This window comes from Streptomyces sp. NPDC030799, from assembly GCF_055572255.1.
In genome coordinates this window covers 622711-636981 of record NZ_JBVIDS010000001.1, presented here as the reverse complement: position 1 = coordinate 636981, position 14271 = coordinate 622711, and the positions used below count along the sequence as shown (strand labels likewise).

At 71.2% G+C, this 14271-nt stretch carries 12 protein-coding genes, 1 other RNA gene and 1 pseudogene; 5 read left to right on the top strand and 9 right to left on the bottom strand.

Annotated features, from left to right (window positions below; genetic code table 11):
* Nucleotides 1–33 precede the first annotated feature (33 nt).
* The 7 genes and pseudogenes from ACZ41I_RS02815 to ACZ41I_RS02785 form a co-directional block, all read right to left on the bottom strand.
* Entirely contained in the window at nucleotides 34–462 is a 429-nt protein-coding gene (locus ACZ41I_RS02815; RefSeq protein WP_468513006.1) for a hypothetical protein, read from the bottom strand.
* Between the two features lies 1 nt (nucleotide 463).
* Nucleotides 464–1774 carry a type VII secretion-associated serine protease mycosin gene (gene mycP / locus ACZ41I_RS02810; protein ID WP_468513005.1) on the bottom strand — a complete coding sequence of 437 codons (1311 nt, stop codon included), beginning with the start codon at nucleotides 1772–1774 and terminating at the stop codon, nucleotides 464–466.
* A 1792-nt stretch (nucleotides 1775–3566) separates the two neighbouring features.
* Complete coding sequence (locus ACZ41I_RS02805) at nucleotides 3567–4121, bottom strand: hypothetical protein (RefSeq protein ID WP_468513004.1); 555 nt, start codon at nucleotides 4119–4121, stop codon at nucleotides 3567–3569.
* 698 nt (nucleotides 4122–4819) lie between these two features.
* An RNA gene (rnpB, locus tag ACZ41I_RS02800) (RNase P RNA component class A) lies at nucleotides 4820–5221 on the bottom strand.
* Nucleotides 5222–5336: 115 nt separating this feature from the next.
* Nucleotides 5337–6089 (bottom strand): annotated as a pseudogene (locus ACZ41I_RS02795) (DMT family transporter); the annotation flags it as partial.
* A gap of 85 nt (nucleotides 6090–6174) precedes the next feature.
* Nucleotides 6175–7023, bottom strand: coding sequence for an AraC family transcriptional regulator (locus tag ACZ41I_RS02790; protein WP_399773870.1), 849 nt, complete (start codon nucleotides 7021–7023; stop codon nucleotides 6175–6177).
* 85 nt (nucleotides 7024–7108) lie between these two features.
* Nucleotides 7109–7726, bottom strand: a complete 618-nt coding sequence (locus tag ACZ41I_RS02785) for a TetR/AcrR family transcriptional regulator (RefSeq protein WP_468513003.1) — start codon at nucleotides 7724–7726, stop codon at nucleotides 7109–7111.
* Between the two features lie 57 nt (nucleotides 7727–7783).
* Between ACZ41I_RS02785 and ACZ41I_RS02780 the strand changes: the two genes are divergently transcribed.
* The 5 genes from ACZ41I_RS02780 to eda all read left to right on the top strand — a co-directional run bounded on the left by ACZ41I_RS02780 (nucleotide 7784) and on the right by eda (nucleotide 12297).
* Entirely contained in the window at nucleotides 7784–9322 is a 1539-nt protein-coding gene (locus tag ACZ41I_RS02780; RefSeq protein WP_468513083.1) for an FAD-dependent monooxygenase, read from the top strand.
* A gap of 33 nt (nucleotides 9323–9355) precedes the next feature.
* Nucleotides 9356–10102: a MerR family transcriptional regulator gene (locus ACZ41I_RS02775; protein ID WP_468513002.1), complete on the top strand. Its 747-nt coding sequence runs from the start codon at nucleotides 9356–9358 to the stop codon at nucleotides 10100–10102.
* A 2-nt stretch (nucleotides 10103–10104) separates the two neighbouring features.
* Nucleotides 10105–10674: a hypothetical protein gene (locus ACZ41I_RS02770; RefSeq protein WP_399773876.1), complete on the top strand. Its 570-nt coding sequence runs from the start codon at nucleotides 10105–10107 to the stop codon at nucleotides 10672–10674.
* Nucleotides 10675–10760: 86 nt separating this feature from the next.
* Nucleotides 10761–11543: a peroxide stress protein YaaA gene (gene yaaA / locus ACZ41I_RS02765; RefSeq protein WP_468513082.1), complete on the top strand. Its 783-nt coding sequence runs from the start codon at nucleotides 10761–10763 to the stop codon at nucleotides 11541–11543.
* 82 nt (nucleotides 11544–11625) lie between these two features.
* Nucleotides 11626–12297 carry a bifunctional 4-hydroxy-2-oxoglutarate aldolase/2-dehydro-3-deoxy-phosphogluconate aldolase gene (gene eda, locus ACZ41I_RS02760; RefSeq protein ID WP_468323742.1) on the top strand — a complete coding sequence of 224 codons (672 nt, stop codon included), beginning with the start codon at nucleotides 11626–11628 and terminating at the stop codon, nucleotides 12295–12297.
* Here eda and ACZ41I_RS02755 read toward each other — a convergent pair.
* On the bottom strand, nucleotides 12269–13495 hold the full coding sequence (locus ACZ41I_RS02755; RefSeq protein ID WP_468513001.1) for a bifunctional RNase H/acid phosphatase: 1227 nt from the start codon (nucleotides 13493–13495) through the stop codon (nucleotides 12269–12271). The genes eda and ACZ41I_RS02755 overlap by 29 nt on opposite strands.
* 23 nt (nucleotides 13496–13518) lie before the next feature.
* Complete coding sequence (locus ACZ41I_RS02750) at nucleotides 13519–14262, bottom strand: zinc ribbon domain-containing protein (protein ID WP_363215449.1); 744 nt, start codon at nucleotides 14260–14262, stop codon at nucleotides 13519–13521.
* Nucleotides 14263–14271: the final 9 nt, after the last annotated feature.

The following is a 14271-nucleotide window of genomic DNA, read 5'->3' as shown; positions in this document are numbered from 1 at the left end:
CGTCCTTCTCCCCGTCCCCGTTTCCCCGTTTTCCTAGCCCTCGCGCCCCTGGTGGGGCCCGGCCTTGATCTGCGCCGTCCGGCTACCGACTCCGTAGTCGACGTATTGGAGGTGCTCATGGCTGCCCTCCAGCGCTGCCTTGTCCTGCCCAAGGCGCGCCTTCAGGTTCTTGACCTGCAACTCCCATTCCGCGTGGGCGTCCTTCAGCCCAGAACCGGTCTGCCAGCCACTGAACTCCCGCACAGCCGCAGAGGTGGACTCGTCGGCGTGACTGCCGGCCTTGTCCGTGCCCTGCGGTATCTCACCCTGCAAGGCCTTGACTGCCGTGTCGTTCCCCGCCTTGTTCGTCTTCACATCAGGCGCGCCCCCGGCGCCAATATCCGCCGCGCTGTCCAGCCGCATCCCGTTCTGCCGACGAGCCAGCGCGGCGGCCTTCAGCTGCTCCCACTCGTCCCACGCCATCTCAGGGCCTCCCCCCGTAGTTGCTGTCTCCGTGCCACGGTGCCTGCCCCGGTCCTGGCGGCGTGGCTACGTGAGTCTGGGCCGCCCCCGCGGAACGTCGACGCCTGCGCACGGTTCCGGCGGTGAAAACCCCACCCACAAGCACTACGACGCCAGCGCCCCCGAGAATCCATGGAAGTGCAGAGCCGTCGTCGGTAGATGCGGTTGCTGCCGACGGGCTGCTGTCGTCCTTGGCGGAGGCCGTGGCCGACCCGTTGGGTGTCTTGGATGCCGCTTCCTTGAAGTCGGGCAGCGGGTAGACGTCGGCCGGGCCGGGGTCGCCGGGGTCGGTCAGCGCGATGCGGGGGCGGACGGCACCGTAGCCGATGTAGTCGGTGCGCTCCTTGCCGCTTGTTGGCTTGCTCGCCGTGTTAAGCATGACCCGCAGCACTTGGTTGTTGGTCCAGTTCGGGTGCTTGGACCAGATCAGAGCAGCGGAAGCGGAGGCGAGGGCGCTGGCGTCGCTGGTACCGTGCGAGTCGCAAACGCCGCTCTTGCTTTCGAGGCAGGCGGAGATGATGGCCTCGCCCGGCGCGACCACGTCCACCTGGGAGCCGTGCTCGGACTCCTTCGTAGCCTCGACGTTTCTGTCGATCGCCCCGACACCCACCACACCTGGAGTGGCCGCCGGATAGTTGACCTCGTTGACGGTGTCCCCGTCATTGCCCACAGCTGCGAAGATCAACTTTCCCTTGGACAGCGCATAGGCGACAGCCTCCGTCAGCTCCCGAGAGCTCTCGGTACTCCCCTGCGAGATGTTGATGACCTGGGCGTTCGAGTCGGCCGCAAACCGGATGGCCTTCCCAACGCTCGTGGGGAAATCGTCCTGATTGCCGTCGGTGCGGTTGCGCTCAATGAAGCCCGGGATACGGATTGGCATGATCTTCGCACCGGGGGCCAGACCGTAGGAGCCGGTGGTGGCACCTCTGCCGCCTGTGCCGGCGATGAGGACAGCCATGCCAGTGCCATGTCCGTCGTAGTCCGTGCGTTCGTCGTCGGCCCGCTTCGAGAAGTCCTTGCCAGTCACAACCTGGCCGCGCAGGTCGGGGATGTCGGCCTGCACGCCAGTATCGATCACGGCCACGGTGATGCCCTTGCCCGTACTGGTCTTCCACATCTGCTCGGCGTGCATGGCATCGAGGTACCACTGTCGCTCGCGGACGGTATCGGCGTACGCGGGAGTGACGGCCAAGCTCGCCAACAGGACCCCGAGGGCTGCGGACACGGCCCGTCCGTACCATCTGGCCTGCTTGCTGCGGCTGCGCATGGTCATCCCTCTCGTCCTATATCTCGTCAGGCCCTTTGGGCAGGGGCGGCGGAGTCGGTCGACTCTCCCTCTCCTCTGCCTGGTCATCCCTGTCCACTGCCTGCTGAACCCTGTCCTCAGCCCGGCCGGTCGCTCGGCTGCCGGAGCGCTTGTCGCGAGCGGAGCGGACATCGCGGTTCGCGGCAGGTTTGGCGGCACCCAGGGATGATCCACCGCGTCGCGGCATTTGCTCGGCTGCGGCAGCCTCACTCGCGGCTCGGACACCTCGCGAGGTGAGCCCTGCCCTTCCGCGGTCTCGGGATGGTCTGGGTTGTCCCCCGACGATGCCGTTGGACGGGGCAGGCATACGCCCCCTCGCCGTGCTCTCACCGTCCGCTGCACGGCTGTTGCCACGGGCTGGGGTGGCGCCTGCAGAAGGACGGCCCGGCACGGTGCCACTACCCCTGGAAGGTTGCTCCTGGTTCGGAGTGCCGCCGATGACGTTGCCTCGCGGAATCGCACCGGTAGGCCGTCCTGCCGACGGCGGGACGGGGCGACCACCGGTGACGCCATTGCCTCCTCTGGCCGAAGGGGAGCCGATCGGCCCGCGCCCAGCACCAGGCTGGCCACCGGTCAGACCAGGGCCGAATGGGCCGCCGCGTCCCGGGATACGCGGACCTGTGGACGCGCCCGGCCCGGACGGCGTGGTCAGTGGGCCCCGACCCCCGTACACGGGACGTTCACCACCTCCCCGGACACCAGGCGGCGGCGTCGGTCCTGCCCCGAACGAAGGCGGGAGCGGCACGGTTGTCCACGGTGTCCGGCCGTCAGGGCCGCTTGGCCCGGCGGGCGGCGTCGAAGGAGAAGAGGGAATTACCGGAGGGGACGGCAGAGTTTTCACGCTGTCGATCGCGGTGCTCGTTGGCTCTGGCACGTGGCCCGGCAGCGTGTCGGGAACATCCGGCACATCCGTCACGTGGTGCCGCACAGACGGTGGTGGTGCCGCACTCGTACCACCAGGGCTCGCTCCCACCTTCGCTTTGTGCCCGGATGGCCTCTCTGGCGTGGCTATGCCTTGGACAGCCAGGGGCGTGGCCGCGCCCCGGGTTGCGGTCCCCTGACCGGAGGGAACGTCGACGGCTGTGGTGCCGTAGAAGGTGGTCGGCACGAATTGCTTGGGCAACTCCGGAAACTTCGGTGCCTCCAGCGCGGTGATCTGCTCCGTCGAGGCCGTGTACGACTGGGCAAGCTTCATCATGAGGCCGCCGGCCTCGGCGCGGGAGTCGGCGTACTGAGTCTTGGCCTTTGTCACCTCGGAGCCCGACGGACCGCCAGCATGGCTGCCGACATCCGTAGCCTTCGCCGCATGGGCGTCAAGCACTGAGCGCGCGCTGACACTCTGGTTCCGCAGCGTCTCAATCTGCGGCTTGACCTCGTGCAGCGTGTCGGCCGCGTGGCCCAGCCACTTGCCCGCATTCTCGCTGTAATCCCCCAGGCTCAGTGTGGTCAGCGCCGCCTGGTAGCACCAGGTCCGAAACGCCTCGCCGCCCTCGCCCTCCCACTCGACCGCCAGACTGTGGTTCAGCAGATCGCCGCCGATCTCCTTGATCGTCTTGGCGGCCTCCGTCAGCAGTTCACCGAGCCCCCTTGCCGTCGGCCCGTCGGCCGGCTCGACCATGGCCCACAACTGTTCGGGGTCTTGGAGCAAGAACCGCTCCTGTTTGATCGTCTCCCACATGCGGCTGGCAAAGTCAGACATTGAGCCGCCCCGCCTTCCCTGTCGAGACCATCCCGTCGCACTGTCTCGTCACCATGGACGTCACAGGCCACCTGCCTGCGAGTCGGGCGCCGCACCGTGCCCGCCGTTGCCGGCTCCGTCAGCCCCGCCGCCGGCGTGCCCCTCTGCTCCCAGCCGGCCCTGATCGACAGCCAGCTTGTTGGCCTCGACACGGATGCGGTGCAGGCGATCGCGAACGTCGTCGTCGAGATTGTGGTAGTTGGCCTTCGACGCGTCGACCGTGACCATCAACCCTTCGATCTGCAGCGCCAGCATCTTGGACAAGTTCTCCAGCTGGGAATGTACTTGGGCGTAGGCGCCGTGAAGTGCGTGGGCTTCGTCGAAGTTGCCCAACCGCCCCGTCGGCATGGAACCGTCCGCGATCCTCTGTGGCGCGGCCTTGGATTTCTCCAACCGGATCAGAAGGTCGTTCACCCGGTTCTTGAAGGTCGTCAGCGTCTCGCCCTCGACCCGCAGTTGCTGGACCATGGCGGCACCGACACCTGCGACCGGCCCGATACCGGACGCGGCAAGCGCGCCAGCTGCCGATACCAGCGCAGCGGCAGTAGCCTGCGGGTCCTCCGTGTTGTCGGCCACTGAGTCCTCCCCCGTGCAGTCAGCCCCTCAGCCACTCGCTTGCGGTGCCCCTGCCATCTCCATCCGTAACAGAAGCAACCCAGGGACGATAGTCGTGATCTTGCCTGGTCACGGAACTTTGACGCCGGCTCGGTCCACGACCGGCCGGAAAGTGACCATGCCGTACGTCACAGTCGTCCCGCTGCCTCTGTCTCGGTCCTTGTCGCGCCCACAAATGGGGCAGGGGAGGCGTGTGCCGTCAGAAACAGGGCGTCTCGCGAATGGCTGGTACGGAATGGCACCAGCCGCAACCTGGGCCTCGCGCTTGGAAGGAACTACGGCCCGGCGAATACTCCGACCCCGACGTGGTTGGCCCCGACGAAGCCTCTGCCGGTGGCGCCAGTTTGGGGGTCCGGCGGCACGAATGCTCGTACTGGCTTGTCCCCCACTTGCTCCGCTTGAGGACAGGCTCGTTGTAATCGAAGCGCACACGCAAGACCGCATGGCAGGCACTCGAATTAGTTGAGGAACGTGCCGATTTCAGGGCGGCGACTGCCGGCACGGCGTTCGCGGCCGGAAGACGAGACCACATGACACCACGGCCGCGGTGCACATCGCGTGCACAATCCCTCGGGAACTCCGAGGGAAACCGCAGGCACACCCAGCCGTACGTTTTGAGGGCCTGACCAAGAAATTTCCCCTGATCAGAGCCCCAATGGCAGACGAGTCGGGCTGTACGCCGGGTTCTGTTCCCCGGTGTCCTCGCGGGCGCCGGGGCGACGGCCATCCATCTAGGGCCGGTGTTGCCACCGGCCTCGTGCGGTCTACCCGCGGACTCGGGCGGGCAGCCCTCGAACGTCCGCGCAGAAACACCGGAGTGTTTCCTTTTGACCTTGCTCCGGGTGGGGTTTACCTAGCTGCCCAGGTCACCCTGGGCACTGGTGGTCTCTTACACCACCGTTTCACCCTTACCGAGGACGAGATCCCCGGCGGTCTGCTTTCTGTGGCACTGTCCCGCGGGTCACCCCGGGTGGCCGTTAGCCACCACCCTGCCCTGTGGAGCCCGGACGTTCCTCGGGAAGCCCCCTAGGGGGACTCCACGCGGCCGTCCGCCCGGCTCGTCTGCCGTATCGACCATGGTACCGGGCGCCGGGACCGGCGCGGACCGGCGGCCGTGGCCAGGACCGAGCCGGCCAGGATGAGGGCGAAGGCCGCCAGGACCGTGGGGGTCAGCGGCTCGCTCAGGAAGACGGCACCCGCCGCCACCGCGACCGCCGGGTTGACGTACGTGATCACCGTGGCGCGGGTCGGGCCCGCCTCCTTGATCAGCTCCAGGAACGCCACGAACGCCACCGCCGTGCAGAGCACGCCCAGGCCGGCCAGGGCCGCCAAGGCGGTGGCGGAGGGCACGGACGACGGCCGGGCCAGGAACGCCACCGGGGCGTAGACCACGGCCGCCAGGGTCAGACAGGCCGCCGTCAGGTGCAGGGAGGGGACGTCCTTCAGCCGGCGCGCGGCTATCAGCGGAGCGGTGGCGTAGCCCAGGACCGTCAGCAGCACCTCGGCCAGGGAGCGGGCGTCGCCGCCGGCCAGGTGGGGAAGGGTCAGGACCGTCACTCCGCCGAGGCCCAGGGCGAGGCCGGTGATGCGGCGGGCTCCGAGGTGTTCGGGGTCCCCGGGCGTGGGAGTCCCCCCGCTCGACCGGAGCCGGGACTGGGCGAGGGCGGCGACCACGCCCACGATCGGCACGCCCGCGATCAGCAGACCGGCCGTCGAACTGGACAGATGCCGTTCGGCGTCGGTGAGCGTGAACCAGGGGACGATGATCTCCAGACATGCGAAGGCCAGCAGGGGCCGCCAGTGGGCGCGTACGGTGCGGGGCAGGCCGCCCTGGCGCAGGGCGAAGGGCAGCAGCAGGAGCGCGCCGAGCGCGCAGCGGGTGAACACGACCACCGGCGGGGACACCTCGTCCACCGCCACTTTGATCATCAGGTAGGGGACGCCCCAGATCACTCCCATGAGGGAGAACAGAAACCAGCCACGTGCAGTCATGCGGTGAGTTTCGGCCGTGTCCTCACGGCGTGTCTTGAACGTTGTTGCGATGCGCCCCCGAGGTGACGCTGCTGCGGTACGCCGCCGGCGTCACCCCGAGCACCCGGCGGAACCAGCGGGTCATGTGCGCCTGGTCCGCGAACCCCACCAGGCCCGCCACCTCCGCCGGGCGCAGGCCGGCCTCCAGCAGGCCCCGCGCCCTGCTCACCCGGTACTGGGCGAGCCAGGCGTACGGGGGTACGCCCATCGTCGTACGGAAGGCCCGCAGCAGTTGGTAGCGGGACAGGCCCAGGTCGGCGGCGAGGCAGGACAGCGGCGGGGGTGCCGTGAGTTCGTCGGCGAGGCGGTCGCGGACCGTCAGGGCGATCGTTTGCGCGCCGGGGACCAAGTCGCGTCCCGGTCTGGCGGTGGAGTGGCGGCGGGACAGCGCGGTCAGCAGCCAGGGCAGGACGGACTCGGCCTCCAGGGGGTCGGGGCAGGAGCTGAGCTCGGTGTGGGCGCGGCGGAGCGCGGCGGCGAGTCCGGGGTCGTCGAGGAGCGGTTCCCGGAAGTAGGGCAGGCCGCCGAGGATGCCGTCGGTCAGCAGTGCCGGCTCGGCGTACAGGGCGCGGTAGGCGTAGCCGTCGGTGGTGTTGGCGGGACCGCCGGTGTGCATCTCGCCGGGGTCGAGGACGACGATGGTGCCCGGTCCGGTGCGGATGTGGCCGCCCCGGTAGTCGATCACCTCGCAGCCGCCGACGCAGACGCCGATCGTGTACTCCTCGTGGGCATGCGGGGCATAGGTGTGCCGGCGGAAGTTCGCCGTCAGGAGGTCGAGCGGCGGCCCGCCGTGGCCCAGCCGGGCCCGTGTCCACCGCGCCTGTTCCGTCATCGGGCACCCCCTTGCCTGTCATGCGCTCACGGGTGCAACGCCTTCGGACCCCGATTCCATGCCGCGCCCGGACCGGCCTCGGCCGTCAGGGCCCGTCGAGGCCCGTCCGTTCGAGCGCGGTGAAGGCGGCCTCCAGGGCCGTTCGGTGGTCCCGGGCCACGTCCTCCACCGCATCGCCCGCCATCAGCCTGCGTACGGAGGCGGTGAACACCGTCCGGTAGGCCGCCACGACCAGGGCCGCCAGGAGGTCGGGGTCGGGCGCGCCGGCCTCGGTGAGGGCGGCGGCCAGCGCCCGTTCGGCTTCCTCGGCCCCCTCCCGGGCGCGGGCACGCAGCGCCGGCGAGTCGACGACGACCCGCCAGAAGGGGGCGAAGGTCTCCCCCACGCCGCCGAGCGGGTGCCGTTCGGCGAGCAGGCGCAGCGCCAGGCCGCGCAGGGCGGTGAGCGGGGACTGGCCGGGTGCGCGGTCGCGGACCGCCCCGGCCAGGAGCTCGGCGGCCTGCGGGATGCGGTCGAGGAACAGGTCCTCCTTGCGCGGGAAGTAGTTGAAGACCGTCATCGCGGAGACGCCCGCCGCGCGCGCCACCTCCGCGACCGTCACCGTGTCGAAGCCGCGCTCGGCGAACAGACCCGTGGCGATGTCCGAGATCCGCTGCCGCGTCTCCCGCTTCTTGCGCTCCCTCAGCGAAAGTTCCTCATCCATGGGAAAACTATATCCGCTCAAAATTTTTAGTGACTATAGTGAGTGCGCATGACGACGATGACCGAGTACGACGTGGTGGTGGCGGGCGCGGGGCCCGTGGGGCTCTTCCTCGGCTGTGAGCTGGGGCTCGGCGGTGCGCGGGTGCTGGTCGTGGAGCGGCTGGCCGAGGTGGACGAGACGATCAAGGCGGGCGCGATCAACGTCCCGAGCGCGGTCTCCTTCTACCGGCGCGGGCTGCTGCCCGAGCTGGCGGCGGTGTGGGAGGCGGCACAGGAACGGCTGCGCGCCTTCCGGGAGAGCGGCAGGCTCGAATCCTGGGGCAAGCTCCCGCCCAAGTTCGCCGGGCACTTCGCCGGGATCACCATGGACCCCGATCTGTTCGACGGCTCCGACCCGGCCTGGGCGGACGCCGGCCCCGCCGGGGAGATGGGGCTCGGCGTGCCCCAGGCCGAGGTGGAACGGATCCTGGCCCGGCGGGCCGCGCGGCTCGGGGTGGAGGTGCGCCGGGGTGTGGAGCTCACCGGCTTCGACGCCGACGCGGACGGGGTCGCCGTACACACCGGCGAGGGGACGGTCCGAGCGGGCTGGCTGGTCGGCTGCGACGGCGGCCGCAGCACCGTCCGCAAGCTCGCCGGCTTCGACTTCCCCGGGACCGAACCGGAGATCACCGGCTATCAGGCGGTCGTGGAGATGTCCGGCGGCGAGCGGCTGCGCACGGGCTGGAACACCACCGACGTGGGAACGTACGTCCACGGGCCGTTCCCCCGGCGGATCCTCAGCGTGGAGTTCGACGGGCCCCCGGCCGACCGCTCGGCGCCCATCACCGCCGAGGAACTGCAGGCCAGTCTGCGCCGGGTCGCGGGCGTTCCCGAGGTCACGATCGACAAGGTGATCACCGCGACCCGGTTCACCGACAACGCCCGCCAGGCCACCGACTACCGCAAGGGCCGGGTGCTGCTCGCGGGCGACGCCGCGCATGTGCACTCGCCGTTCGGCGGGCAGGGACTCAATCTCGGCATCGGGGACGCGATGAACCTCGGGTGGAAGCTGGCCGCCGTGATACGCGGCACGGCACCCGAGTCGCTGCTGGACAGCTACACCGCCGAGCGGCATCCGATCGGCGCCTGGGTGCTCGACTGGACCCGCGCGCAGATCGCCGTGATGCGCCCGGACCGGCACGCCCGCGCCCTGCGCCGGGTGGTCACCGACCTGGCGCTGACCACCACCGGCACGACGTATCTCGTCACGAAGATCTCCGGCATCTGGCAGCGCTACGACCTGCCCGGCGACCACCCGCTGACCGGTGCCAGCGCCCCCGACCTGGTGCTGGCCGACGGCTCCCGGCTCGGCGACCATCTGCACTCCGGGCGCGCCCTGCTGCTCGACCTCGCCGACGACGCCGGGCTGCGCGCCCGCGCAGAGGGGTACGGCGACCGGCTGGAGGTCCGTACGCTCGCCTGCCCGGACCGGCCCGGCCTCAAGGCGCTGTTCCTGCGGCCGGACGGATTCGTGGCCTGGGCCGCCGAGGACGAGGGCGGCAAGGGTCTGCCGGAGTCCCTGGAACGCTGGCTCGGCAAGCCGCACCTCGCCGCTTGACCCTGTCGCGACGTCAACGTCTGTACTGGTCCCATGCGGATCGGAGAACTCGCCGCCGCCGTCGGCGTCACGACGCGCACCGTGCGGCACTACCACCACCTGGGCCTGCTGCCCGAGCCCGAGCGCAGGTCCAACGGCTATCGGAGCTACACGCTGCGGCACGCCGTCGTCCTCGCCCGGATCCGGCGGCTGACCGAGCTGGGGCTGGGCCTCGCCGAGGTACGGGACGTGCTCGCCGACGACGCCGGGAAGGACCTGGTCGAGGTGCTCACCGAGCTGGACGAGGACCTGGCCCGGCAGGAGACGGAGATACGGGAGCGCCGGCAGCGGCTGCGGGCGCTGTTGGATGCCGGGGAGCTGCCCGCCGAGGGGCCCGTCTCGCCGGAACTGGCCGAACTGTTCGGCTCGTTGGCCGACGGCGGCTCCCCGACGGCCGCCAAGGACCGCGAGGTCCTCGCCCTGATCGACACCGGGGCGGCGCCCGAGGAGCGGGAGCGGCTGCTGTCCGCGCTGCGCGGCGCCCTGGACGACCCGGACACCCTGGCGCGGACCCGCGAGGCGTACGCGCTGCTCGACGCGCTCGCGGAGGCCGGACCGGACGATCCACGGGTGGCGGAGGCCGCGCGGACCCTGGCCGGCTGCATCCCCCCGGGACTGCTGCCGGCCGGTCCGGTCGATTCCGGCCACCCCGTGCTGCGCGCCCTGTACGCCGACTTCGCGCCCGCCCAGGCCGAGGTGATCCGCCGCGCGCTCAATATCCTTGCCACCGAAAGGAGATGAGCATGTTGACGACAGTGGGGCGGCTGGCGCGGCACGAAGCACGGCTCTTCGCCAGCCTGGCGCTGTGGCTGGCCCGGCGCACCCAGGGCACCACCGGCGGGCGGGCGTTCGGATACACGCGCGGGCAGGGTGCCATGATGGCGGGGCTGGTCTTCGTGTGCGTGGTGGAGACGGTCGGTGTGTCCGTGATGCTCCGCGACATGCCCACCGCGCACGACGTCCTGCTGGTGGTGGACGTCTACAGCGTGCTGTTCGTCGTCGGACTGCACGCGGCCTGCGTGGTCCGCCCGCACGTGCTGACCCGGGACGCCCTGCGGGTGCGGTACGGCGCCCATGTGGACCTGCGCATCCCGCTGGAGGCGATCGCCGCCGTACACCGCCGGACGCGGATGACGCACGAGCCGGCGGACGACGTGCTCGACCTCGCGGTCGGCTCCCAGACGTCGGTCGAGCTGGAGCTGGCCGAACCCGTCACCCACCGCTCGTTCCTCGGCCGCCCCCGCCGGGTGAGGGTGGTGCGGCTGCACGCCGACGACCCCGGCGGCCTCGTGCGGGCGCTCACCCCGGCCTGAACTGGATCTTCGCCGTCCCCGGGCCGGTCCGGCCGGCGCTCGTCGACGCCGTACGCTGGCGCGGAGGTCTACGTGAGGAGTACGTGTTGCTGGTCCTGCTGCCGCCCTCGGAAGGCAAGGCGAACGCGAGTGAGGGTGCCCCGCTGGAGCTCCGGTCGCTGTCGCTGCCGGGGCTGACCCCCGCGCGGGAAGCCGTGCTCGGCGAGCTGGTCGAGCTGTGCGCCGCCGACGAGGAGAAGGCGCGCGAGGTGCTCGGGCTGAGCGAGGGGCTGCGCGGCGAGGTCACGAAGAACGCCGGGCTGCGCACGGCCGGCGCCCGCCCCGCCGGGGAGATCTACACCGGTGTGCTGTACGACGCCCTCGGCCTGGCCACGCTGGACGCGGCGGCGCGGCAGCGCGCGGCGGACTCGCTGCTGGTGTTCTCCGGGCTGTGGGGCGCGGTGCGGGTCACGGACCGCATCCCCTCCTACCGCTGCTCGATGGGTGTGAAGCTGCCGGGGCTCGGCGCGCTGGCCGGGCACTGGCGGACGCCGATGGCCGAGGTGCTGCCGGCGGCGGCCGGGGACGGGCTGGTGCTCGACCTGCGCTCCTCGGCCTACGCGGCGGCCTGGAAGCCGAAGGGCGAGATCGCGGGGCGGACGGCGACCGTACGGGTGCTGCACGCACCCACCCGGAAGGTGGTCAGCCACTTCAACAAGGCGACCAAGGGCCGGATGGTACGGAGCCTCATGACGGCCGGTGCCGCCCCGCAGGACCCCGCCGAGCTGGTCGAGGTGCTGCGGGAGCTCGGGTACGAGGTGGAGGCCGAGGCGCCGGGGAAGGCCGGGAAGCCGTGGTCGCTGGATGTGCTGGTGGAGGAGATCCACTGAGGGGCGCCACTCACCCCCGCACTGCATTGCAACATGTGCAACAGCCTTTGTGCATGTTGCATCCCCTGGGCACGATGAGGGCATGACCTCACCGCCGCCCTCCTCTTCGGCTGCCTCCGTACTGGATCTCGCGCCCGTCGTGCCCGTGGTGGCCCTCTCCGACGCCTCCGACGCCGTACCGCTGGCGCGGGCGCTGGTGGCGGGCGGGCTGCCCGCGATCGAGGTGACGCTCAGGACTCCGGCGGCCCTGGAGGCGATCCGCGCGATCAGCGGTGCGGTGCCCGGGGCCGTCGTGGGAGCGGGGACGGTCATCAGCCCGGAGCAGGTGACCGAGTGCACGGCGGCCGGGGCACGGTTCCTGGTCAGCCCGGGCTGGACGGACGCGCTGCTGACGGCGATGCGGGCGTCCGGGGTGCCGTTCCTGCCCGGCGTTTCGACCACCTCGGAGGTGGTGGCGCTGCTGGAGCGCGGGGTGCGGGAGATGAAGTTCTTCCCGGCGCAGGCCGCGGGCGGCACCGCCTATCTGAGGTCTCTGGCCGGACCGCTGCCGCAGGCCCGCTTCTGCCCGACGGGCGGGATCGGTCCGGCGACCGCGCCGGAGTATCTGTCCCTGCCCAACGTCGGCTGTGTGGGCGGGAGCTGGATGGTCCCGGCGGACGCGGTGGCCGCCGGGGACTGGGCCCGGATCGAGGAGCTGGCGCGGGGCGCGGCGCAGTTCGCGGGGCTCAGGGACGCAGGTGGGACGTGTCGTTGAACAGCCGTACGCTCGCGTTGCCGTCCGCGTAGTACGCCACCGCCGACAGGGATGCGGCGGACAGCTCCATGCGGAACAGCGACTCGGGCGGGGCGCCGAGGGCGAGGCGGACGAGCGTCTTGATCGGGGTGACGTGGCTGACCAGCAGGACCGTGCGGCCCGCGTGGGCCGCGACCAGCTTGTCGCGGGTCGCGGCGATCCGGGTGGCCGTCTCCGCGAAGCTCTCGCCGCCGCCGGTGGGGTGGGCCTCCGGGTCGGCGAGCCAGGCGTTCAGGTCGTCCGGGTAGCGCTCGCGGACCTCGCCGAAGGTCAGGCCCTCCCAGGCGCCGAAGTCCGTTTCCCGCAGGCCGTCTTCGATCGTGACCTCCAGGCCGAGGCGGGCGGCGACGGCGGCGGCGGTTTCCCGGGTACGGGTGAGGGGGGAGGCGACGACGGCCTGGACGGTGCCGCGCCTGGCGAGTGCCTCTGCGACACGGTGGGCCTGTTCGCGGCCGGCGGCGGAGAGGGAGGGGTCGGTGCCGCCGCTGCCGGAGAAGCGTTTCTGGGGGGTGAGGGGGGTTTCGCCGTGGCGGAGCAGCACGAAGGTTGCCGGGGCGCCGAGGTCGGGGGCGCTGCTCCAGCCCGGCGACGAGACCGGCTGCTCGCCGGCGGTGGAAGGGAGCTGCTCGCCGGCGGTGGACGGGAGCTGCTCGCCGAGAGGGGCCTCTCCCCGTTCCTGAACGGCCCGGGAGGTACCCCCGGCGCCCGCGGTGCGGTCTGCTTCGGACTCCGAGGGAGCCCACTGGTCGCCCCTCGACCCCGCGTCCATCGCCTCGTTCGCCAAGCGGTCGGCGTGTGAGTTCTGGGCGCGGGGGATCCACTCGTAGGTGACCTGGTCCGGCGGGAAGACCGACCGTGCCTCGGTCGCCAGCGGCTTCATGTCGGGGTGCTTGATCTTCCAGCGGCCCGACATCTGCTCGATGACCAGCTTGGAGTCCATGCGCACATGGACCCGGGCCGACGGGTCGAGGGCGTGGGCGGCGCGCAGGCCGGCCACCAGGCCCCGGTACTCGGCCACGTTGTTCGTGGCGACGCCGAGGTACTGCGCGGCCTCGGTCAGGATCTGACCCGTCACCGCGTCCCGCACGACCGCCCCGTAGCCCGCGGGCCCCGGGTTGCCCCGCGACCCGCCGTCCGCCTCGACGATGAACTCCCGCACCCCGACAGCCCCCTTACCGGCTCCTACAGACCCGACTCGGCCGTACGCACCAGGATGCGACGGCAGTTCTCGCACCGCACCACCGTGTCCGGCGCCGCCGCGCGGATGTCGTTCAGCTCGGTGATCGCCAGCTCCTGGCGGCAGCCCTGGCAGGTGCGGGCGTACAGCTTGGCCGCGCCGATGCCGCCCTGCTGCTCGCGCAGCTTGTCGTAGAGCTTGAGGAGATCGGCCGGGACGGCGGCCGCCACGACCTCGCGCTCCTTGGTCACCGAGGCGGTCTCGCCGTCGATCTCCTCGAAGGCCGCGTCCCGGCGGGCGGTCGCGTCGTCGATCTTCGACTGGACGGAGGCGACGCGCTCGGTCAGCTCGTTCACGCGCTCCTGCGCGGCCTCGCGGCGCTCCATGACCTCCAGGACCACGTCCTCCAGGTCGCCCTGCCGCTTGGCGAGGGAGGCGATCTCGTGCTGGAGGTTGGCCAGGTCCTTCGGCGAGGTGACCGCGCCGGAGTCCAGGCGCTGCTGGTCGCGGGCGGCGCGCTGGCGCACCTGGTCGACGTCCTGCTCGGCCTTGGTCTGCTCGCGGGCGGTGTCGCTCTCCTCGGTCTGCGCGGCGACGAGCAGGTCCCGCAGCTGGGTGAAGTCCTTGTTCAGCGAGTCGAGCTCGGCGTGCTCGGGCAGCGACCTCCGCTTGTGCGCCAGCTGCTGCAGGCGGACGTCGAGGGCCTGGACGTCGAGGAGTCGGATCTGGTCGGCGGGCGCGGCGTTCAGTTGGGGGCT